Origin of the sequence: Streptomyces sp. cg40, from assembly GCF_050320165.1 — a bacterium.
Lineage (GTDB): Bacteria > Actinomycetota > Actinomycetes > Streptomycetales > Streptomycetaceae > Streptomyces > Streptomyces hokutonensis.
In genome coordinates this window covers 9,681,188-9,699,826 of the sequence record NZ_CP190128.1, presented here as the reverse complement: position 1 = coordinate 9,699,826, position 18,639 = coordinate 9,681,188, and the positions used below count along the sequence as shown (strand labels likewise).

Sequence of the window (18,639 nt, the reverse complement as noted above, 5' to 3'; positions counted from 1 at the left end):
TAGGGGTGAACTTCCAGGAGTGTTGAAGATGGCGAACACGTCCCAGTCCCTGCGCCGGGCGGCCCTGCTCGTGAGCGCGGTCGCCGTACTGGGCCTGACGACGGCCTGCGGCGACGGGAGCGGCACGGTGAGCAGCCCGCAGACCCAGTCGGGTACGGCCGCGCCCGCCGGCGGCGACGCCTCGGCCGACGGGTCCGGCACGCCGGTCACCTCGTCGGGCGGCTCCGACACCGCCACCGGGTCCGACTCGAACTCGTCGGGTTCCTCGACCTCCTCGTCCACCGCCACGGGTTCCAGCACCTCCACCGCGAGCAGCAGCCGGTGCCACACCTCCGAGCTGAAGGCCACGGTGGGCGGCAACGATCCGGGCGCCGGACAGGAGAACTTCCCGATCGTCCTCACCAACGTGTCCGGCCGCACCTGCACGGTGCGCGGCTTTCCCGGCGCCGCGTTCGTGAACGCGTCCGGCACCCAGCTGGGCCCGAACCCCGTGCGCGAGACGGGCAGCACCGCCACCACCGTCACGCTGAAGCCGGGCCAGAGCGCCTGGGCCGGCCTGACCTTCTCCAACCCCGAGATCAGCGGCGCGAAGACGGCCACCCCCGCCACGCTGGTGGTGACCCCGCCCGACGAGAAGGACCCGCTGAAGGTGACGTGGACGAACGGCGCGGTGCCGGTGTCCGGCAACTCGTCCTCGGTGCGGCTGACGGTGTTCAGCGCGGGCACGGGCGCCTGAGCGCGGGCTTCGCGCCGGGGCCTGGTTACATGGTGCGGGCACCGCTGCCCGCGTCCCGGAGGACCGTCCCCTGAACACCCCGCTCGCCGAAACCCTGTCCGTCGTCCTGCTCGTCGCCGTCCTCGTGTGGGCCGTCGTCCGTCCCTTCGGGTGGCCGGAGGCGGTGATGGCGGTCCCTGCCGCCGGGGTCGCCGTGGCCACCGGGGCGATCTCGCTCGACCACGCGCGGGCGGAGGCCGAGCAGCTCGGCCCGGTGGTCGGTTTCCTCGCCGCGGTGCTGGTGCTCGCCCACTTCTGCGACGTGGAGGGCCTGTTCCGGGCCTGCGGGGCATGGATGGCCGAGTGGGCGAAGGGCAGCCCGGGGCGGCTGCTGACGGCGGTGTTCGCACTGGCCTCCGCGATCACGGCCGTACTCAGCCTCGACGCCACGATCGTGCTGCTGACACCGGTCGTGTTCGCGACGGCGTCCCGGATGGGCGTGCGTCCCAAACCGCACGTCTACGCGTGCACGCACCTGTCGAACACGGCCTCGCTGCTCCTGCCGGTCTCCAACCTCACGAACCTCCTCGCGTTCGCGGCGAGCGGTCTGAGCTTCACCCGGTTCGCCGGCCTGATGGCGCTGCCCTGGCTGGTCGCGATCGGCGCCGAGTACCTGGTGTTCCGGAAGTTCTTCGCCCGCGACCTCGCGGCAGCCGCGCCTTCCCCCGCCTCCGGCGACACGCCCGGGCTACCGGTGTTCGCGCTGGCCACCGTCGCCTGCACGCTCGCCGGGTTCGTGCTGACCTCGGCGATCGGCATCGACCCGGCGTGGGCCGCGTTCGCGGGGGCGCTCGTCATGGCCGGCCGGGGGCTCCTGCGGCGGCAGGCGACCCCGATGACGGTCGTGCGGGCCGCCGCTCCGTCCTTCCTGGCGTTCGTGCTGGCGCTCGGGATCGTGGTGCGGGCGGTGGTGGACAACGGGCTCTCCGACGCGCTCGGCCATGTCCTGCCCGGCGGGACCGGGATCGCGGCCCTGCTCGGGATCGCCGCGCTGGCCGCCGTACTGGCGAATCTCATCAACAATCTGCCGGCCGTGCTGGTGCTGCTGCCGCTGACCGCGCAGTCCGGGCCGGGGGCCGTGCTCGCGGTGCTGCTCGGGGTGAACATCGGGCCGAATCTGACCTACGCCGGGTCGCTCGCGACGCTGTTGTGGCGGCGGATCGTGCATCAGCACGAACACGGCGTGGATCTCAAGGAGTTCACGAAGCTGGGGCTGCTCGCCGTGCCGTCGGCGCTCGTCCCGGCGACGGTGGCACTGTGGTTGTCGCTCCAGGTTCTCTGACACCGAGGGAGACCGAATGCGTGTGATCGCCTGGCTGGTCGAGGGCACCTGGCCCGCCTGTGTGGACGCCGTACGGACGCATGCGCCGGAGGGTTCCGAGGTGGTGCTGCTGCATGTCAGCGGGCCCGATGTGTCCGGTCTCGCGCACGGGGCGTTCGCGGGGCTGCTCGGGCGGGGTGGTCCGGCGCGTGATCCGGGAACCCGGCTGGAGGATCTGGGCAGCACGTCCGCGGCGGAGCTGCTGGACGCGGCGGCCGAGCGGCTGGGGCGGCCGTGCGAGCGGGTGGAGCGGGCCGGGCGGGTCGAGCGGGAGGTGGTGGCCGCCGCCGGGGACGCCGATCTGCTGGTACTGGCCCGCGACGGCGACCGGGCCCGGCTGGGCCCGCACAGTCTCGGGCCCGCCGTCCGGTTCGCCGTCGATCACGCGCCCTGTCCGGTGCTGCTGGTGTGGCCGGAGGCGGCGCCGGGCATCTCGACCCTGCCGCCGCCACCTCCGCACCCTCCGCGCTGAGGCTCAGTGACCGTACCCACCACTGCCGTACCCACCGCCGTACCCGCCTCCGTACCCACCGCCGTATCCGCCGCCCCAGCCGCCCTGGCCGCCTCCCGAGCAGTAGGTCGGGTAGTAGTCGCAGTAGTCGGTCGGCGCGGCGGTCGTCGGCGTGGACTGCGGGGTCGACGCGCTCGGTGTCGGGGTGGGTGTCGCCGACGGGGTGGGCGTGGCCGTGGGGCCGGCCTTCTTGGTGGTGACCGGTGCGTCGGTGCTGTCGGTGTCCCAGTTGACGACCTGCATCTGCGGGTCGGCCTTGGACGTGTCGAAGACCCAGCGCTGGGCCGTGCCGTCCGCGCGCGTCTTCAGGACGAGCGCGCCGCCGCCGTCGGTGGAGGCGGGGGTCAGCGCCTGGTCCTGGTTCCAGCGCGGTACGAGGATGCCCTGGAGGGTGAAGTCGTAGCGGATGTTCTTCGCGGTCGCCGAGGACGCGCTCGTGCAGGGGGCGAGCGTCACCTCGTAGGCGAGGTGGGAGTCGAGGCAGAGGCCGGGGTCTGCGGTGCTGCGCAGCTGTCCGTCGGTCTCGTACGACCACTGCTGGCCGGCCGACGACGAGCAGGTCTGCAGTTCGGCCTCGGCACCCTTGAGGGGCTTGTTGCCCTCGATGCCGATACACAGGCCGGAGTCGACGTTGTGCAGCCGGCCGCTGAGCGTGCCCTGCGTGGTGTCGTTGGCGCCGACCCAGGAGGGGTTGGCGGACTCCTTGCCGGTGCCGGAGGCACCGGTGGCCTGGTTCCCGGTGGTGCTCTTGGAGTCGCCCGAGCCGCCGGCGGACCACAGGACAAGCGGGAGGACGACCAGTCCGCTCACGGTCAGCACGGCCGCGGTGAGGTTGCGGCGGCGGACACGGCGGGCCGCCTTGTGGGCCGATCTGAGTTCGCCGCGGCGCGGGCCGGAGCGCAGGGCGATTTCGGTCGAGGTGGACGACACCTGCGCGGGCAGGTTGCGGCTGCCGGCCCTGACCTCCAGGTAGGCGCGTGCGCCCCAGCCGAGCACCGCTTCGGCGAGCGCCACGCCGAGTCCGGCGTTGAACTGGTTGAGCTGGTCGGCCGTGTGCCGGCAGTGCTTGCAGACCGTGAGGTGCATGCCCAGGTCCGGATCGACCTCCGCGCCGCCGCGCCGGAAGGTGACGTCCAGCAGCCGTATGTAGAGCTGGCACTCGTCGTCGTGGGCGAGTTCGCGGTGGACCTGGAGGCATTCCTCGCGCAGGCGGACGACGGCGCGGCCGAGTTCGATGCGGGCGCCCTCCTCGTCGAGGCCGACAAGTCCGGCGGCTGTCGCGGTCGGCTCGTTCTCGACCTCAAGGTGCCACAGCAGGGTGCGCGCGGTGTGGGGCAGCCGCTGGAACGCCCGGGAGAGCAGACGCCGTTCGGGCACCGGGAGCAGTCGGGCCGCGACGCGGTCGCCGTCGCCGGCCGCCGAGCGCAGATCCGGGTGGAGCATTTCCTGCCGGCGGTCGGTGTCCCATTCCGCGGCGATACGGCGGACGGTGACCAGCACCTGGGGTCGCCAGGCCGCAGTCGGTCCGGACTGCCGCAGGGATTCCCCGAAGAGCCGGGTGAAAGCGGCCGTGGTGAGCATTCCGGCATGGTGCGGACCATCGGTGCACAGCCCCGCATAGGCGAAGGCGGCTTCCCAGTGCCGGTCCAGCAGTTCGCCGACCGGTTGCAGCGCTGGCGTCGTCCCCGTCCACTTCTTCAGCTCGGCGCTGAGCTGCTCGTCGGTCACTTCGAAGTGGTGAGCGGAAGGGGAATTCGAGGGACCTGGGTCCGTCACGGCTGCATTCCTCCAGGTGAAACGCGGAATATAGTCCATACCGGCGGGTATGCGACTGTGCCGACGAGCCGACAGGGTCCGCCCGTCCGATTGACGCCAACTCCAACATCCGCCTGGGGCAGCTCTTTTGAAGCAAGGGGGGTGGCGTACGGAAGCGGCCTCGTGCGCGCAGAGGGGAATCATCTAATGTCCGCACGCCGACAGGCACACCTTTGCACAGGTCAGCGAGACGGAACAAGGTCTTCCTCGGTTTTGTGCATTGCGTTCCGGCACCCTTCATTTGACGATTCGTCAATGGGGTCCGTTATGGGATTGCCACCGTATCCACACGGGAAATCCCAAAACCATTGGCCGGGGGCAGCCGGGTGCGTCCGGCACACAGGGCGGGCGCACCGCCCCTCCCGCCGTCTTCCCAGGTCATGTTCGAGCCGCCGGGGCCATTGCCCGACCGGACGGTCCCGCCACGGGAGTTGACACCTGCCACCCCCGCACCGACGAGAGCGTTCACGACCAACCAATAGGCGGGCGCCCGGCCGCCTGACACTGTGGAGTGACACCACACCGAGGAGGTCCCGCATGACAGCCACGGACATCGGCGCGTTCGAGGAGGACGGGTTCACGGTCGCGCGCGGATTGTTCAGTCACGACGAAATCGACCGGCTCTGCGAGCGGTTCACGGCACTGCACGCGGCGGGTCCGGTGCCCGGCCACTTCGCGCCGCGCCCGAGCGGCGATCCTCTGCTCGCGTACCCCCGGGTGATGCACCCGCACGAGATCGACGACCTCGCCCTGCGCTTCCTGCTGGACCCGCGGTTGCGGGACGTCCTGGAGACCCTGTTCGGCGAAGAGGTGCTGGCCGCGCAGAGCATGTTCTACTTCAAGCCGCCCGGGGCCCGGGGCCAGGCGCTGCACCAGGACAACTTCTATCTGCGGGCCGAGCCCGGCACCTGTGTGGCCGCGTGGATCGCCTGCGACGAGATCGACCGGGACAACGGCGGCCTGGAGGTCGTGCCCGGCACCCATCGCATGGACGTGTTCTGCCCGGAGGAGGCGGATCCCGGGGTCTCCTTCGCCCGCGAGTACGTTCCTCCGCCGCCCGGGCTCTCCGCCGTGCCGGTCGACATGGCTCCCGGGGACGTCCTGTTCTTCAACGGCAGCCTGGTGCACGGCTCGCAGCCCAATCGCAGCGCGGACCGCTTCCGCCGTTCGTTCATCGGGCACTACGTGGGCCGCTCCGCCGACCGGATCGGGGGTTTCTACCGCACGATCACGATGAGCGGCGAACGAGTGCCGCTGGCGGAGAGTGCCGGAGCGGGGCCGTGCGGCACGGAGTTCGCACCGCACGGCCCGCACTGACGTTCCGTATCAACTCAGCCTGAAGCCAAGTCTGTTGACGATGCGTCAGGAGTGGCCGCTGATCGCGTGCGGAGTGTAGGGCTGCTCCAGTTCCTCGATCTCCTTGTCGCTCAGCTCCAGTTCGACGGCGGCGACGGCGTCCTCGATGTGCTGCGGCTTGGCCGCGCCGATGATCGGTGCGGCCACCGTGCCCTGGTGCAGCAGCCAGGCGAGGGCGACCTGGGCGCGCGGGACACCCCGGTCGCCGGCGATCCGGGTGACCGCCTCGACGATCGTCCGGTCGCCGTCCTGGTAGAGGCGGTTGCCGAAGTTGTCGGTGCTGCTGCGCTCGGTGGTGGTCCCCCAGTCCCGGGTGAGGCGGCCCCGCGCCAGCGGGCTCCAGGGCAGCACGCCGACGCCCTGGTCCGCGCAGAGCGGCAGCATCTCGCGCTCCTCCTCGCGGTAGAGGAGGTTGTAGTGGTTCTGCATGGACACGAACTTCGTCCAGCCGTGCCGCTCCGCGATGTGCTGGTGCTTGGCGAACTGCCAGGCGAACATCGAACTCGCCCCGATGTAGCGGACCTTGCCCGCCTTCACCAGGTCGTGCAGCGCCTCCATGGTCTCCTCGACGGGAGTGTGCGGGTCGGCGCGGTGGATTTGATAGAGGTCGACGTAGTCGGTGCCGAGACGCGCGAGGCTGTGGTCGATCTCGGACATGATCGCCTTGCGCGAGAGCCCGGCGCCGTTGGGCCCGGGGCGGGTGCGGCCGTGCACCTTCGTGGCGAGCACGACCTCGTCGCGGCGGGCGAAGTCGCGCATTGCCCGGCCGGTGATCTCCTCGCTGGTGCCGTCGGAGTAGACGTTCGCGGTGTCGAGGAAGTTGATCCCGGCCTCCAGCGCCTGCCGGATCAGCGGGCGCGAGGCCTCCTCGTCGAGGGTCCATTCGTGGGTGCCGCGGTCCGGGAGTCCGTAGGTCATGCAGCCCAGAGAGATCCGCGAGACGTCCAGGCCGGTCGAACCGAGCTTCACGTACTGCATCGTTGCTGCTCCTGCCTTCGAGTTCGGTACCGCTTTGGAGCGTACGACTTCGTCAGTGCTCGAAGGCGGGCCTGCGTGCGGCCCTCGACGGTGCCCGCGCCTCCGTCACCGGCCTCGCGGTGCGGGCGACCCTGGACGGCGAGCCGCACCCCATCGGGCACGCGGCGCCGGTCGAGCGGGGCCGGGGCCTGCGCGACGACCTCTTGCTGGCGCCTTGAGTGGTGCCCTCCTCGGGCACCGACCTGCGTCCGGCGTTGGTGTGACCGCCCCCCGCCGCGCGGCGTGGGAGCGGTCGGGCGGCCCTCGCCGGTGCGCATCCTCGGTGCGGACGACCGGCGCCCGGCCGGTCGTGGCCGTACGGGAGGAACGCGATGCAGAGACGTCGGACCGGACTGAGGAGCCTGCTGGGGGCGGCCGTGCTGCCGCTGGCCCTGGTGTCGCCCGCGTGGGGTGACACGGACCCGGCGCCGCCCCCGCCCGAGCCGCCGTCGACGCTGTGCGCGCCCGCGGGTACCCTGCACGGCCCGCGCGGCGCGCATGCCATGGTCAGTCTCTGCGCGGGCAGCGGCACTCCGACGATGGCGGTCTCGGCGCCCGCGACCTGCCGGCAGCTCCGGGCGACCGTCCGTTACGCGTGCCGCACCTCGGGCACCTGGACCGCGCGGCGGGACGGCGAGACGGTCGCGTCCGGCACGCTGCCCGGGTCGGGGCAGTATCCGGGGCCGGGGACCTACGACTTCACGGCCGACGTGCACGTCCGCTCGATGCCCGAGGGAGTGGACGTGCGGGGCACCGTCCGCGCGACGCTCACGCTGACCGCTCCCCGGCCGAAGGCGACGCACGGCATCGAGGTCGACCGGAGCACGCTGGCGCCGAACTCCGTGACCACGCTGACGTACACGGTCCAGCGGGCCAGCGACGAGGGCGACGGCAGCGCGCGGTTCGGGCTCATCGCGGAGGAGGGCACGGGGGCCGAACTGACCACGAGCGACGCGCGTTGTGTCAATCCGCTGATCGGCCGGCACCCCGCGCAGGACCGGCTCCCGCACGCCCTCGACTGCGCGCTCACCGATCTCCAGCCGGGGCACCCGGACACCGTGGTGGTCCAAGTCGCCCTCAAGTCCCGCTGTTCCACGGTCGTTTCGAAGCTGGGCTACTGGATGCCCCAGGGTCAGACGCTCTACACCGGGGGCATGCTGGCCGGGCCGACCGTGACCTGTTCCTAGAGCAGGTCCAGCGCCTGCGTCCAGCCGAACTCCGGCCGCCCGCCGTCCTCCTGGGCCGCGCCGGAGTACGGCTCCGCGAAGCGGACGCCCATCTCGCGCAGCCGGGCCAGGCTCGCCCGGTAGGCGGGGTGGGCGGCCAACGCGTCGCCCACACAAGGGAGTACGACGGTCGGGACTCCGAGGCCGTACGCCTCGCAGAGGGTGCCGAGGGCGAGGGTGTCGGCCGTACCGGACGCCCATTTGTTGATCGTGTTGAAGGTGGCGGGCGCGACGATCACGGCGTCCGGGGGCGGAAAGGGGCGCGGATCGCCGGGAGTTCGCCACGCCGAACGGATCGGCCGCCCGGTCCGCGCCTCGACGGCGGCCGTGTCGAAGAAGCCACCCATCGCGACCGGGGTCGCGAAGACCCCGACCTCCCAGCCCCGCTCCTGCGCGGCGGCTATCAGCCTGCCGACGTCCACGGCGACACCGGCGGCGCAGACGACGACGTAGAGGAAGGGTTTTCCGTCGGGTTCGGTCATCCGGGAACCCTACTGAAGCGGGAACGACCGCCCGCGTTCGGCTTCCGGGCGCGGCCCGGACAGACGCCGTTCCTTCTCCTTGATGCGCGTGTCGTTGATGCTCGCCTCGCGCCGGGTCATCAGGCCGTGCTCGTCGAACTCCCACAGTTCGTTGCCGTACGACCGCCACCACTGCCCGTCGGCGTCCCGGCACTCGTACTGGAAGCGGACCGCGATGCGGTTGCCGTCGTAGGCCCACAGGTCCTTGCGCAGGGCGTACTCGTGCTCGCGCTCCCATTTGGCGGTGAGGAACTCGACGATCTCGGCGCGGCCGGTGACGAAGGTGTCGCGGTTGCGCCAGACGGAGTCCTGCGAGTAGGCGAGCGCGACCCGGTGCGGGTCACGGGTGTTCCAGGCGTCCTCGGCGGCCTGCACCTTCTGCGCGGCGGTCTCGCGGGTGAAGGGCGGGAGGGGCGGGCGGTCGGCCATGGTCGTCTCCAGGGCGGGGAGCTGAGCGAGAACGAGCGTTCTCCGGACGACTGCTAACGTAGAGAACGGTCGTTCTCACGTCAAGGAGGGGTCGTCTCATGGACAGCGCAGTCGCCCGGGAACAGGCGCTGGACGCCGCCGAGAAGCTGTTCTACGGGCGGGGCATACAGGCCGTCGGCATGGACGCCGTCCGCACCGCCTCCGGGCTCTCCCTCAAGCGGCTCTACCAACTCTTCCCGGCGAAGGACCAGTTGGTGGAGGCGTACCTCGAACGGCGTGACCTGCGCTGGCGCGGGCGCCTCGCCGAACACGTCGAGCGCCACGATGATCCACAGGAACGAATTCCGGCCGTCTTCGACTGGCTGGAGGAGTGGTTCGGCGAGGCCGACTTCCGGGGCTGCGCGTGGATCAACTCCTACGGCGAACTCGGCGCGACCTCGGAGCGCGTGGTGGCCCAAGTCCGGTCGCACAAGCGGGAGTTCCGCGACTATCTGGCCGCTCTCGTGGCGGACGCCGGACTGCCCGCCGTACTGACCGGGCAGGTGTTCCTGCTGGCCGAGGGTGCCATGGTCACGGCGGGCATCACCGGGAGCGCGGAGCCGGCGGCGGAGGCGCGCGAGGCGGTCCGGTCGCTGCTGCGGGCCGCCTGAGGTCAGACGGCGGCGAGGGTCGTGAGCGTGGCGCGGGCCCGGGCGAGGGAGGCCGCCGCCAGGTCCTCCAGGCCTGCCAGGTGGGGCATCACGTCGACCCGGGTCAGCTCGGCGGCGACGAGGTGGAGGCGCTGCGGCGGTACGCCCAGGTTGCCGAAGTAGGCCCGCAGATGAGGCGTTTGGAAGTCGAAGTGCTCGCGCGGGGTGCCGGGGCCGTAACCGCCGCCGCGGGCCATGACCACGACGACCCGGGTGTCGCGCAGCAGGCTCTCCCCGGTGTCCGGGTCCGTGAGCGCGCCGGGAAAGGTGACGCGGTCGATCCACGCCTTCAGGCTCGCGGGGATCGAGAAGTTGTACATCGGGACGCCGAGCAACACCGTGTCGGCCGCGAGGAGTTCGCTGACCAACGGCAGGGTCAGGTCCCACTCCCGCTGCTCGTCGTCGTTCTCGATCAGTGCGGGGACCTTGGCCGGCGGGACGAAGCCTTCGCGTTCCACGCGGCGGCCGAGGGTGGTGTAGGCGGGGGTGATCGGCGCCACCGGTTCGGCGGACAGGTCGCGGCGGCGGTGGTCCGCCGGGCCGTGGGTTCGCGCGAAGGTCTCGGTGAGTTGCCTGGTCACGGAGTCGGCGGTGGTGTCGGCGCTGGAGTCGATGTGGAGCAGCATGGTGTGGTCACCTCGGTCGGTTCGGGTGCGTCGGAGAGGTGACGGAGCACGACGAGGAAAGGTGACCCATGCACGGGCACGACGAACTGGCCGAGCGGTTCGAGGCGGAGCGCGGGCGGCTGCGGGCGGTCGCCTACCGCATGCTGGGCTCGCTCGCCGAGGCGGACGACGCGGTCCAGGAGGCCTGGCTGCGGCTGAGCCGCGCGGGCGGCGACGGCATCGACAACCTCGCCGCCTGGCTGACGACGGTCGTCTCCCGTATCTGCCTCGACCTGCTGCGCACCCGCGCGTCCCGGCGGGAGGACCCGTACGGCGACGAGCTGCCCGAGCCGAGCGCCGGTGAGCTGCCCGAGGACGAGGCCGTGCTCGCCGACTCGGTGGGGCTCGCGCTGCTGGTGGTGCTGGACACGCTGGGGCCGGCCGAGCGGGTCGCGTTCGTGCTGCACGATCTGTTCGCGGTGCCGTTCGACCGGATCGCGGCGGTGCTGGACCGTTCGCTGCCCGCCGCGAAGAAGCTCGCCAGCCGGGCCCGGCACAAGGTGCGGGGCACACCGGTGGTGCCGGGCGCGGAACTGGACCGGCACCGGGAGGTCGTCGCGGCCTTCCTCGCCGCCGCGCGGGGCGGTGATCTGGGCGCGCTGCTCGACGTCCTCGCCCCCGATGTGGTCCGGCACGCCGAGCCCGCCGCGCTGCCGCCCGGCGTCCCGGCCGAGCTGCGCGGGGCGCGGGCGGTCGCCGAGGGGACGGTGCTGCTGCGCGCCCGGACCCGGTTCGCCGCGCTCGCCCTCGTCGACGGGGACGTGGGCATCGTGGTCGCGCCGGGCGGGCGACTGCTGCTCGCTCTGCGGGTGACCGTCGAGGGCTGGCGGGTCGCGGCGTACGAGGTGATCGCGGATCGGGGGCGGTTGCGGGGTGTCGAGGTGGCGATGCTGGGGGCCGCGGGCTGACCGGGTCGTACCGCGGTGCCGCGCGACCCGGCCGACTCAGCCGCCCAAGGCGAACGAAGCCGCTCGGGCCAAGCACTGCCTTGCGACGGAACCCTCACGGCCACGGCACTCCGTACAACGGAGCCGCGCGGCCCCGCGGCCCGCTGCGCCCCGGCCGCCCCCCTCTCAGCCCGCCACCGGTTCGGTCACCGTGATCGCGGTGACCGGGCAGGCGCGGGCCGCCTCGCGGAGCATCGGGTCGCCGGCGCCGTCCTCCTTGCCGGGCAGCACCGTGCTGTAGCCGTCGTCGTCCTGGGTGAAGACGCCCGGGGCGGCCAGGGCGCACTGGCCCGCCCCGATGCAGAGGTCCTTGTCGATGTGGATTTCGGTGTGCATGGAACGCAGCCTCTTACCAGGTCACGGGGAGTTCCAGCATCCCCTGGATCGTGTCGCCCGGTTTGAAGGGGATCTCCTCCGCCGGTGCGGCCAGACGCAGCGTGGGCAGCCTCTCGAAAAGGCTGCGCAGGGCGATCTCCAGTTCGGCGCGGGCCAGGTTCTGGCCGAGACACTGGTGGATGCCGAAGCCGAACGAGATGTGGTGGCGGGCGGGCCGGTGCCAGTCCAGGGCGTCCGGCTCGGTGTAGACGGCCTCGTCGCGGTTGACGACCGAGGTCGAGAAGAGCACTCCCTCGCCGGCCCGGATCGTGATGCCGTCCACCTCGATGTCCTCGACGGCCAGCCGCATCAGCCCGTCCACGATCGACAGCGACCGCATCAGCTCCTCGACCACGTCGGGCAACAGCCGTGGATCGGCCCGCAGTTCGGCCAGCCGCTCGGGATGGCGCAGCAGCGTGAACGTGCCGAGGGAGATCATGTTCGCCGTCGTCTCGTGCCCTGCGACCAGGAGGATGAGACCGAGGGCGCTCAACTCGGCCCGGTCCAGGGCCCCTTCGTTCAACTGCTCCCGCACGAGATCGTCGAGCAGGCCCTCGCCCGGTTCCCGCTGTTTGCGGTCGATCAACTCGCCCAGGTAGTCGTCGAGTTGCGTACGCGCGTCCTGGCTCTCCTCGGCCGTGGGGCCGCGCAGCAGCCGCCGGGACTGCGCCTCGAAGAAGTCGTGGTCGGCGTACGGGACGCCGAGCAGCGCACAGATCACCATCGAGGGCACGGGGAGCGCGAACGAGGGGACCAGGTCGGCGGGCCCACCCCCGGCGGTCATCGCGTCGAGCCGCCCGTCGACGATCCGCTGGATGTCGGGCCGCATCGCCGTGGCACGTTTGACGGTGAAGCCGGGGATCATCATGCGGCGCTGGGTGCGGTGCTTGGGGTCGTCGACGCCGACCAGTGCGGCCGTACGGTTCCGGAACGCCGCGAAGCGCGGGGTGGTGGCGGGGAAGCCGGGCCGGGTGCGGTCGGAGGACAGGCGCTGGTCGGCGAGCAGCGCGCGGGCGGTGGCGTGACCGGTGACCAGCCAGGCCTGGTGCCCGTCGTAGAGGGTGACGCGGGTGACCGGACGGTCGGCGCGCAGGGGGTCGTAGCCGGTGGGCGGGTGGTAGGGGCAGGTACGGCTCTGGGGGAAGGCGACGGGTTCGGTCAGGTCGGTCGGAGCTGTCAGATCCGTCAGATCCGTCATGGAAGACCTCGCAGACGAAGGTTGCGTCGTGCCGATCTTCATTAGATGCCCGAGGCACCTATGGAGCCACCTCAAGTTCGGCCAGATCGGTGGTCCCTACAATCTGGCTGAACCTGAGGGTCCGGTTCGCGTGGTCCCGGTCCCCGTACACGTGGTGACGGACGATCGATCCCTCCCGGACGAAGCGGCACGGTGCGAATCTGGCGCGATAGGGCCGTCCGGCCGACCCGACCGTCAGCCGGATCTCGCCGGACCCGAACGCGTGGCCGAAGAGAGTCGCGGAGTGGATGAATCGCGCGCCCGCCGGTGTTGAATCCGGGTGCGAGACAGCCGTAGAACGCGAGATGGGACGAATGCCATGCCTCTTGAGGGCGAGTACGAACCCAGCCCGTCGCAGTGGGTGCGCGACCAGGTCGAGCTGTACGAGAGCTCGGGTGGCACCAAGGGGACGACCTTGATGGACACGGGGATGCCCGTGATCCTGCTGACGACCGTGGGCGCCAAGAGCGGGAAGATCCGGAAGACCCCGCTGATGCGGGTCGAGCACGACGGCCGGTATGCGGTGGTCGCCTCGCAGGGTGGTGCGCCCAAGCACCCGGTCTGGTACTTCAACATCCAGGCCGACCCCCGGGTGGAGCTTCAGGACGGCCCGCAGAAGTGGGACCTGACGGCTCGCGAGGTCACCGGCGAGGAGAAGGCCGCGTGGTGGGAGCGGGCGGTCGCCGCGTACCCCCCGTACGCCGAGTACCAGACGAAGACGGACCGGCAGATCCCCGTGTTCGTCCTCGAACCGGCCGACGGCAGCTGACGCCGGGAGCCGTTCCGCGTCCGCCGGGAAAATTCTTGTTCCGAGGCGCATGAACCGGTGCCCGCCGGGCACCCGACGTTCGGGCCCCGCCGCGCTCCCCCGTCGCGGCGGGGCTTTCCGCTGCCTGCCGGCCCCTCTTCCGCACCCCCGGTTTCAATGGCACCGTCAGGGTGCCGACCGGCACGTGCGCAGAAGGAGACCCTCGTGGCCAAGAGCAAGAAGAAGAAACTCCCCCTCGTCTACCAGCCCGTCGGTCTTGTCCTGGGCATCGTGAGCGGCGCCCTCGCGGGCCGCGCCTTCCGGACCGCGTGGAAGGCGATACGGCACGAGGAGGACGCCCCCGATCCGCTGGACCGGGACCGCGGCTGGGGCGAGATCCTGTTCGCCGCCGCGCTCCAGGGCGCCCTGTTCGCGGTGGCGCGCAGCGCGGCGGACCGTTCCGGGGCGAAGGTCATCGAGAGGTCCACCGGTGTCTGGCCGGTGAAGGACAAGGGCGGCCCGGAGCAAGGGAGTTGAGGGGCCTCAGCCCTGCACCGGGCGGAGAGTGAAGGAGTGGCCGGCCGGGTCCGCGTACACGCGCTCCTCGTACGGGCCCGGCATGTCCTTGGTCTCCAGCGGGCGTCCGCCGAGTCCGACGATCCGGCGCTCCGCCTCGTCCAGGTCCGTGACCAGGAAGTCCAGGTGGACCTGCTGGTTGTTCTCGGCGCGGGGCCAGCTCGGCGGAGTGGCACTCGCGTCGCGGCGGAACGCCAGCCGGGTGCCGTCGGCGCCCCTGATCTCCACCTGGTCGAGCGAGATGTCCGTCTGCTCTCCGTCGAGCAACTCCGTGTAGAACACGGCGAGTTTCTCCGGCTCGACCGCGTCGAGCACCACGAAGCTTGCGGTCACGAGTGCCATGGTTCCTCCGGGGATTGCGGCGCGCAAGCGTCGAGTTCGGTTGCCACGCCCTCAACGGGTATCCCCGATCGGCCGGTTGATGCCGACATTCACGACGACGCGCGGATCTCGGCGAGCCGCGCCGCCGCCGCGCTCAGCAGCAGGTCCTGCGCCGCCGGGTAGGAGCTGTGCCGCATGGTGGCCACGAGATGGCGGGCCGTCGCCGCGATGTGCGGGTGCGTGTCGGCGGGCAGCCGGGCGTACATCGCCCGCCATACGGCGGCCTCCGCGTCGCGGGCGGCCTTCGGGAGGGCCGTGTTCGCGGAGTCGAGGGCGCCGAAGGCGAGGGCCTGGTCGACGTAGGCGTGGTAGATCCGCACCGCGTCGGCGTCGGGGAAACCGGCCCCGCGCAACACCCCGAGGATGGTCTCCACGGCCTGGATCTCGTACACCCGCCCGGTCACCCGGTAAGAGCTGAGCATGGCCGCTCTCGGGTGCGCGAGGGCACCCGCGTGCATGCGCAGGCCCAGGTCCCGCAGGTCGGCCAGCCAGTCCCCGGTGGGGTGCCAGGTGCGCAGGGTGCGGCCGATCAGTTCGTCGGCGACGGCCAGCATGAGGTCGTCGGTGTGCCGGAAGTAGCGGTAGAGGGAGCTGGGGTCGGCGCCCAGGGCGCGGCCGAGGCGGCGTACGGAGAGGGCCTCGGCGCCGTGCTCCTCGATCAGCCTCAGCGCGGTCTCGACGATCAGTTCCTCGGACAGGACCACGCCCTGCTTGGTGGGGCGTCTGCGCCGTCGGTCGGCGGCCGCAACGACACGCTCGCTCATCCGGCACCTCCTCGCTGCTCGGTTCCGGGTACCCGCACCTTATGACAACACCGTTGACCTGTTAAGGGCCCGCGCAGTTTCATGTGCGTTCACCGGGGCCGTTCGGGCCCCCCGGTGCGAGCGGAGAGCACGCCATGATCGACACGCCGCCCCCGTCGGGGCCCGCACTGCGCAAGTCCCTCGGCCTGCTGGACGGCGTCGCCATCGCCGCGTCCAGCACCGCCGCGACCACCAGCATCGGCATCGGTCTGGGGGTGACCGCCGGCGTGGTCGGGCTCCATCTCCCAGCCATCATGCTGCTCGCGTTCCTGCCGATCCTGGGCATCGCGGGCGCCTACTCCCGCCTCAACAAGGTCGAGCCGAACGCGGGCAACGGCTATGTGTGGGTGGGCCGTTCACTCACCCCGTGGCTCGGCTTCCTGGTCGGCTGGGTGAACATCGTCGCGACGATCGCGTTCCTCGCGTACACCACGGCGGTCACCGGCTCGGCGATGATCCAGCTCGCCGGGGAGGCCGGACTGCACCGGCTCGCCGGCCTCGCCCTGGACCCCGGCTCGACGGCGCAGACGACGGCGGTCGGCATCGTCGTCCTGGTCGCCGTCACCCTGACCGCCGTCACCGGCGTCCGCACCGCCGCCCGTCTCCAGACCGGACTCCTGATCTTCGAGTACGTCGTCCTGCTCGGCTTCTGCGGCTACGGCATCGTCACCGGCCCGCACTCCTTCAGCCTGAGCTGGTTCGACCCCTTCGCGATCCCCTCGGCCTCGGCGCTCGCGCAGGGCCTGCTGCTCTCGGTGTTCTGCTACTGGGGATTCGAGGCCGCGTTCACCGTGAACGAGGAGGTGCGCGACCCGCGCGACGCCTCCCGGGCCGGACTGATCACCCTGGTGACCATGCTCGGACTGTTCCTGCTCGGCTCGATCGCCTTCCAACGGGTGCTGTCCGAGGGCGAGTTGGCGGGCCACGGCGCCCAGGGTCTGGCGTACTTCGGCGACCGCCTCGCCTCCCAGCCGCTGGCCGCACTCCCCCTGGTCGCCCTGATGTTCTCGGCGGTCGCCTCGCTCCAGGCGGGCGTGATCCCCACCGCACGCGGCATGTTCGCGATGAGCCGCGACCGCACACTCGGACCCGTCTGGTCCAAGGTCAGTGCGCGCTACGGCACTCCGGCCCTCGGCACCCTGCTGATCGGCGCGCTGGCGACGGCGGTTGCCGCCCTGGCACTGGTGATCCCCCGCCTCGCCGACATGATCATGGCGACGGTGAACGCCGTCGGCATCGTCGTCGCCCTCTCCTACGCGCTCACCGCCCTCGCCGCCGCCGTACGCTTCCGCTCCCTCCTCCGCGAGAACTGGCGGCAGGGAATCCGCGCGGTGGTTCTGCCCACACTGAGCGCCCTGGCCCTGCTGGGGCTCGGCGGCTACCTCGCCTGGTCCTTCTACACCTCCACCGACCACCTCGAAGTCAGCGCGGACAACGGCTGGTTCCTGCTGCTCACCCCGGCCGTGATGATCGCGTCGGGTTTCGTGGCCGCCGCCTGGGCGAAATGGGTACGCAAGTCGCCCTACTTCAAGTCCGGGGAGGGCACCGACGCCGACGCACCGCAGCTGCTCGCCACCTCTTCATGACCCCCGCAAGGAAACGGACCATGCAAGCAGACCTCCTCTTCACCAACGGCCATGTCCTCACCCCCGAGGGCCGCACGGCGACCGCCGTGGCCGTCACCGGCGACCGGATCACGGCCGTAGGACATGCCGAGGTGCACGACCTCGCCGGGCCGGGCACTCAAGTCGTCGATCTGGCGGGGCGGTTGCTGCTGCCCGGGTTCCAGGACGCGCATGTGCATCCGGTGCCGGCGGGGCTTGAGCTGACCCAGTGCGATCTGACGGGAACGAAGACGGCGGCGGACACGCTCGCGGCTGTGCGCGCCTATGCGGACGCGCACCCGGAGCGGGAGTGGATCACCGGGGGCGGGTGGTCGATGGAGGCCTTCGAGGGCGGTACGCCGACGAGGGAGCTGCTGGACTCGGTCGTACCGGACCGGCCGGTGTATCTGCCCAACCGGGACCATCACGGCGCGTGGGTCAACAGCCGGGCCCTGGAACTGGCGGGCATCACGCGGGACACGCCCGATCCGGCGGACGGGCGGATCGAGCGGGACGCGTCGGGTGAGCCCGCTGGAACGCTCCAAGAAGGGGCGATGCAGCTCGTCGGCAGGCTCACGCCACCGACCACACCCGCCGACCGGCTGGCCGCGCTCCTGCACGCCCAGCGGCATCTGCACGCGCTCGGCATCACGGCCTGGCAGGACGCGATCGTCGGCAAGTTCGCGGGGATGGCCGATCCCTCGGACGCGTATCTGACGGCCGCCCGCGAGGGCTCGCTCACCGCACGGGTGGTCGGCGCGCTGTGGTGGGACCGGGAGCGCGGGGCCGAGCAGATCCCCGAACTCGTCGAGCGGCGGGCCGAGTTGAGCCACGGGCGGTTCCGGGCGGGCAGCGTGAAGCTGATGCTGGACGGGGTCGCCGAGACCGGTACCGCCGCCCTGCTCGACCCGTACCTCGACAAGTGCGGCTGTGTCACGGGCAATCGGGGCACCAGCTTCATCGACCCGGAGCAACTGCCGAAGTACGTTGTCGAGTTGGACGCCCTTGGTTTCCAGTGCCACTTCCACGCGCTGGGCGACCGGGCCGTACGGAGCGCGCTGGACGCGGTCGAGGCGGCGCGGGAGGCGAACGGGCCGAGTGACACCCGGCCGCATCTGGCGCACCTTCAGGTGGTGCACCCGGACGACGTGGCACGGTTCGCGCGGCTCGGCGCGGTCGCGAACATCCAGCCGCTGTGGGCGGCGCACGAACCGCAGATGGACGAGCTGACGATTCCGTTCCTCGGGCCCGAACGGGCCCTGTGGCAGTACCCGTTCGGGGCGCTGCTGCGCTCCGGCGCCACCCTCGCGGCGGGCAGCGACTGGCCGGTGAGCAGTCCCGATCCGCTGCACGGCATCCATGTCGCGGTCAACCGGGTCGAACCCGGAAGCACCGGGCCGGTGTTCCTGCCCGGCGAGCGGATCGGGCTCGCCGAGGCGCTCACGGCGTACACGGCCGGGTCGGCGTACGCGAACCATCTCGACGACACCGGACGAGTCGCGGTGGGCGCGCTGGCGGATCTGGTGGTCCTGGACCGTGATCCGTTCGCCGCTCCGCCGGAGGAGATCGCACGGACGCGGGTGGCGCACACCTACGTGGGAGGGGCGGAGGTGTACGCGGCCGACGGGGCCTGATGTCGTTCA

At 71.6% G+C, this 18,639-nt stretch carries 21 protein-coding genes; 12 read left to right on the top strand and 9 right to left on the bottom strand.

Translation table 11 applies throughout. The features are described 5' to 3' along the window. The first annotated feature begins 28 nt into the window (after window positions 1-28). The 3 genes from ACQHII_RS43810 to ACQHII_RS43800 all read left to right on the top strand — a co-directional run bounded on the left by ACQHII_RS43810 (window position 29) and on the right by ACQHII_RS43800 (window position 2,568). Window positions 29-736 (top strand): DUF4232 domain-containing protein, encoded by a 708-nt coding sequence (locus ACQHII_RS43810; RefSeq protein WP_427924494.1) that lies wholly within the window; start codon window positions 29-31, stop codon window positions 734-736. Window positions 737-806: 70 nt separating this feature from the next. Next, on the top strand, window positions 807-2,057 hold the full coding sequence (locus ACQHII_RS43805) for an SLC13 family permease (protein ID WP_427925537.1): 1,251 nt from the start codon (window positions 807-809) through the stop codon (window positions 2,055-2,057). A gap of 16 nt (window positions 2,058-2,073) precedes the next feature. Further along, window positions 2,074-2,568 (top strand): universal stress protein, encoded by a 495-nt coding sequence (locus ACQHII_RS43800; protein ID WP_427924493.1) that lies wholly within the window; start codon window positions 2,074-2,076, stop codon window positions 2,566-2,568. A gap of 3 nt (window positions 2,569-2,571) precedes the next feature. Here the strand turns inward: ACQHII_RS43800 and ACQHII_RS43795 are convergent, their stop codons facing one another. Then, entirely contained in the window at window positions 2,572-4,383 is a 1,812-nt protein-coding gene (locus ACQHII_RS43795) for a ricin-type beta-trefoil lectin domain protein (protein WP_427924492.1), read from the bottom strand. A gap of 576 nt (window positions 4,384-4,959) precedes the next feature. On the opposite strand from ACQHII_RS43795, the gene ACQHII_RS43790 reads away from it, so the two are divergent. After that, window positions 4,960-5,739, top strand: coding sequence for a phytanoyl-CoA dioxygenase family protein (locus ACQHII_RS43790; protein WP_427924491.1), 780 nt, complete (start codon window positions 4,960-4,962; stop codon window positions 5,737-5,739). A gap of 45 nt (window positions 5,740-5,784) precedes the next feature. Here ACQHII_RS43790 and ACQHII_RS43785 read toward each other — a convergent pair whose 3' ends face one another. Further along, window positions 5,785-6,756 carry an aldo/keto reductase gene (locus ACQHII_RS43785; RefSeq protein ID WP_427924490.1) on the bottom strand — a complete coding sequence of 324 codons (972 nt, stop codon included), beginning with the start codon at window positions 6,754-6,756 and terminating at the stop codon, window positions 5,785-5,787. A gap of 2 nt (window positions 6,757-6,758) precedes the next feature. Here ACQHII_RS43785 and ACQHII_RS43780 point away from each other — a divergent pair, with 2 nt between their 5' ends. After that, complete coding sequence (locus tag ACQHII_RS43780; protein ID WP_427924489.1) at window positions 6,759-6,974, top strand: hypothetical protein; 216 nt, start codon at window positions 6,759-6,761, stop codon at window positions 6,972-6,974. Window positions 6,975-7,127: 153 nt separating this feature from the next. Then, a complete protein-coding gene (locus tag ACQHII_RS43775) occupies window positions 7,128-7,982 on the top strand; it encodes a hypothetical protein (protein WP_427924488.1) in 855 nt (284 codons plus the stop codon). Here ACQHII_RS43775 and ACQHII_RS43770 read toward each other — a convergent pair. Together ACQHII_RS43770 and ACQHII_RS43765 are read right to left on the bottom strand one after the other, a co-directional pair. Further along, on the bottom strand, window positions 7,979-8,503 hold the full coding sequence (locus tag ACQHII_RS43770; protein WP_427924487.1) for a flavoprotein: 525 nt from the start codon (window positions 8,501-8,503) through the stop codon (window positions 7,979-7,981). The two genes, ACQHII_RS43775 and ACQHII_RS43770, sit on opposite strands and share 4 nt — an antisense overlap. Window positions 8,504-8,512: 9 nt before the next feature. After that, window positions 8,513-8,971 carry a nuclear transport factor 2 family protein gene (locus ACQHII_RS43765; RefSeq protein ID WP_427924486.1) on the bottom strand — a complete coding sequence of 153 codons (459 nt, stop codon included), beginning with the start codon at window positions 8,969-8,971 and terminating at the stop codon, window positions 8,513-8,515. Between the two features lie 98 nt (window positions 8,972-9,069). Between ACQHII_RS43765 and ACQHII_RS43760 the strand changes: the two genes are divergently transcribed. Further along, a complete protein-coding gene (locus ACQHII_RS43760; RefSeq protein WP_427924485.1) occupies window positions 9,070-9,621 on the top strand; it encodes a TetR/AcrR family transcriptional regulator in 552 nt (183 codons plus the stop codon). 2 nt (window positions 9,622-9,623) lie between these two features. Here ACQHII_RS43760 and ACQHII_RS43755 read toward each other — a convergent pair whose 3' ends face one another. Next, window positions 9,624-10,286, bottom strand: a complete 663-nt coding sequence (locus ACQHII_RS43755; RefSeq protein ID WP_427924484.1) for an FMN-dependent NADH-azoreductase — start codon at window positions 10,284-10,286, stop codon at window positions 9,624-9,626. Window positions 10,287-10,354: 68 nt separating this feature from the next. Between ACQHII_RS43755 and ACQHII_RS43750 the strand changes: the two genes are divergently transcribed. Next, entirely contained in the window at window positions 10,355-11,233 is an 879-nt protein-coding gene (locus tag ACQHII_RS43750; protein WP_427924483.1) for a sigma-70 family RNA polymerase sigma factor, read from the top strand. A gap of 165 nt (window positions 11,234-11,398) precedes the next feature. Here the strand turns inward: ACQHII_RS43750 and ACQHII_RS43745 are convergent, their stop codons facing one another. Beyond that, window positions 11,399-11,608, bottom strand: a complete 210-nt coding sequence (locus tag ACQHII_RS43745) for a ferredoxin (RefSeq protein WP_427924482.1) — start codon at window positions 11,606-11,608, stop codon at window positions 11,399-11,401. A gap of 13 nt (window positions 11,609-11,621) precedes the next feature. Next, window positions 11,622-12,845 (bottom strand): cytochrome P450, encoded by a 1,224-nt coding sequence (locus ACQHII_RS43740; protein ID WP_427924481.1) that lies wholly within the window; start codon window positions 12,843-12,845, stop codon window positions 11,622-11,624. A gap of 358 nt (window positions 12,846-13,203) precedes the next feature. Between ACQHII_RS43740 and ACQHII_RS43735 the strand changes: the two genes are divergently transcribed. Next, window positions 13,204-13,653: a nitroreductase family deazaflavin-dependent oxidoreductase gene (locus ACQHII_RS43735; protein ID WP_427924480.1), complete on the top strand. Its 450-nt coding sequence runs from the start codon at window positions 13,204-13,206 to the stop codon at window positions 13,651-13,653. 204 nt (window positions 13,654-13,857) lie between these two features. Beyond that, on the top strand, window positions 13,858-14,169 hold the full coding sequence (locus ACQHII_RS43730; RefSeq protein ID WP_427924479.1) for a DUF4235 domain-containing protein: 312 nt from the start codon (window positions 13,858-13,860) through the stop codon (window positions 14,167-14,169). Window positions 14,170-14,175: 6 nt separating this feature from the next. Here ACQHII_RS43730 and ACQHII_RS43725 read toward each other — a convergent pair whose 3' ends face one another. Both ACQHII_RS43725 and ACQHII_RS43720 read right to left on the bottom strand, forming a co-directional pair. Further along, entirely contained in the window at window positions 14,176-14,550 is a 375-nt protein-coding gene (locus ACQHII_RS43725; protein WP_427924478.1) for a VOC family protein, read from the bottom strand. An 89-nt stretch (window positions 14,551-14,639) separates the two neighbouring features. After that, window positions 14,640-15,353, bottom strand: coding sequence for a TetR/AcrR family transcriptional regulator (locus ACQHII_RS43720; protein WP_427924477.1), 714 nt, complete (start codon window positions 15,351-15,353; stop codon window positions 14,640-14,642). A gap of 134 nt (window positions 15,354-15,487) precedes the next feature. Here ACQHII_RS43720 and ACQHII_RS43715 point away from each other — a divergent pair, with 134 nt between their 5' ends. Then, window positions 15,488-16,978, top strand: coding sequence for an APC family permease (locus ACQHII_RS43715; protein ID WP_427924476.1), 1,491 nt, complete (start codon window positions 15,488-15,490; stop codon window positions 16,976-16,978). 20 nt (window positions 16,979-16,998) lie between these two features. Next, window positions 16,999-18,630 (top strand): amidohydrolase, encoded by a 1,632-nt coding sequence (locus ACQHII_RS43710; RefSeq protein ID WP_427924475.1) that lies wholly within the window; start codon window positions 16,999-17,001, stop codon window positions 18,628-18,630. The last annotated feature ends 9 nt before the right edge of the window (window positions 18,631-18,639 follow it).

What these genes read in the sequence shown, in the direction of transcription:
- ACQHII_RS43810 (WP_427924494.1), top strand. Translation starts at nt 29, where the DNA reads ATGGCGAACACGTCCCAGTCCCTGCGCCGGGCGGCCCTGCTCGTGAGC.
- ACQHII_RS43800 (WP_427924493.1), top strand. Translation starts at nt 2,074, where the DNA reads ATGCGTGTGATCGCCTGGCTGGTCGAGGGCACCTGGCCCGCCTGTGTG.
- ACQHII_RS43790 (WP_427924491.1), top strand. Translation starts at nt 4,960, where the DNA reads ATGACAGCCACGGACATCGGCGCGTTCGAGGAGGACGGGTTCACGGTC.
- ACQHII_RS43785 (WP_427924490.1), bottom strand. Translation starts at nt 6,756, where the DNA reads ATGCAGTACGTGAAGCTCGGTTCGACCGGCCTGGACGTCTCGCGGATC.
- ACQHII_RS43775 (WP_427924488.1), top strand. Translation starts at nt 7,128, where the DNA reads ATGCAGAGACGTCGGACCGGACTGAGGAGCCTGCTGGGGGCGGCCGTG.
- ACQHII_RS43770 (WP_427924487.1), bottom strand. Translation starts at nt 8,503, where the DNA reads ATGACCGAACCCGACGGAAAACCCTTCCTCTACGTCGTCGTCTGCGCC.
- ACQHII_RS43765 (WP_427924486.1), bottom strand. Translation starts at nt 8,971, where the DNA reads ATGGCCGACCGCCCGCCCCTCCCGCCCTTCACCCGCGAGACCGCCGCG.
- ACQHII_RS43760 (WP_427924485.1), top strand. Translation starts at nt 9,070, where the DNA reads ATGGACAGCGCAGTCGCCCGGGAACAGGCGCTGGACGCCGCCGAGAAG.
- ACQHII_RS43755 (WP_427924484.1), bottom strand. Translation starts at nt 10,286, where the DNA reads ATGCTGCTCCACATCGACTCCAGCGCCGACACCACCGCCGACTCCGTG.
- ACQHII_RS43750 (WP_427924483.1), top strand. Translation starts at nt 10,355, where the DNA reads ATGCACGGGCACGACGAACTGGCCGAGCGGTTCGAGGCGGAGCGCGGG.
- ACQHII_RS43745 (WP_427924482.1), bottom strand. Translation starts at nt 11,608, where the DNA reads ATGCACACCGAAATCCACATCGACAAGGACCTCTGCATCGGGGCGGGC.
- ACQHII_RS43740 (WP_427924481.1), bottom strand. Translation starts at nt 12,845, where the DNA reads ATGACGGATCTGACGGATCTGACAGCTCCGACCGACCTGACCGAACCC.
- ACQHII_RS43735 (WP_427924480.1), top strand. Translation starts at nt 13,204, where the DNA reads ATGCCTCTTGAGGGCGAGTACGAACCCAGCCCGTCGCAGTGGGTGCGC.
- ACQHII_RS43725 (WP_427924478.1), bottom strand. Translation starts at nt 14,550, where the DNA reads ATGGCACTCGTGACCGCAAGCTTCGTGGTGCTCGACGCGGTCGAGCCG.
- ACQHII_RS43720 (WP_427924477.1), bottom strand. Translation starts at nt 15,353, where the DNA reads ATGAGCGAGCGTGTCGTTGCGGCCGCCGACCGACGGCGCAGACGCCCC.
- ACQHII_RS43715 (WP_427924476.1), top strand. Translation starts at nt 15,488, where the DNA reads ATGATCGACACGCCGCCCCCGTCGGGGCCCGCACTGCGCAAGTCCCTC.
- ACQHII_RS43710 (WP_427924475.1), top strand. Translation starts at nt 16,999, where the DNA reads ATGCAAGCAGACCTCCTCTTCACCAACGGCCATGTCCTCACCCCCGAG.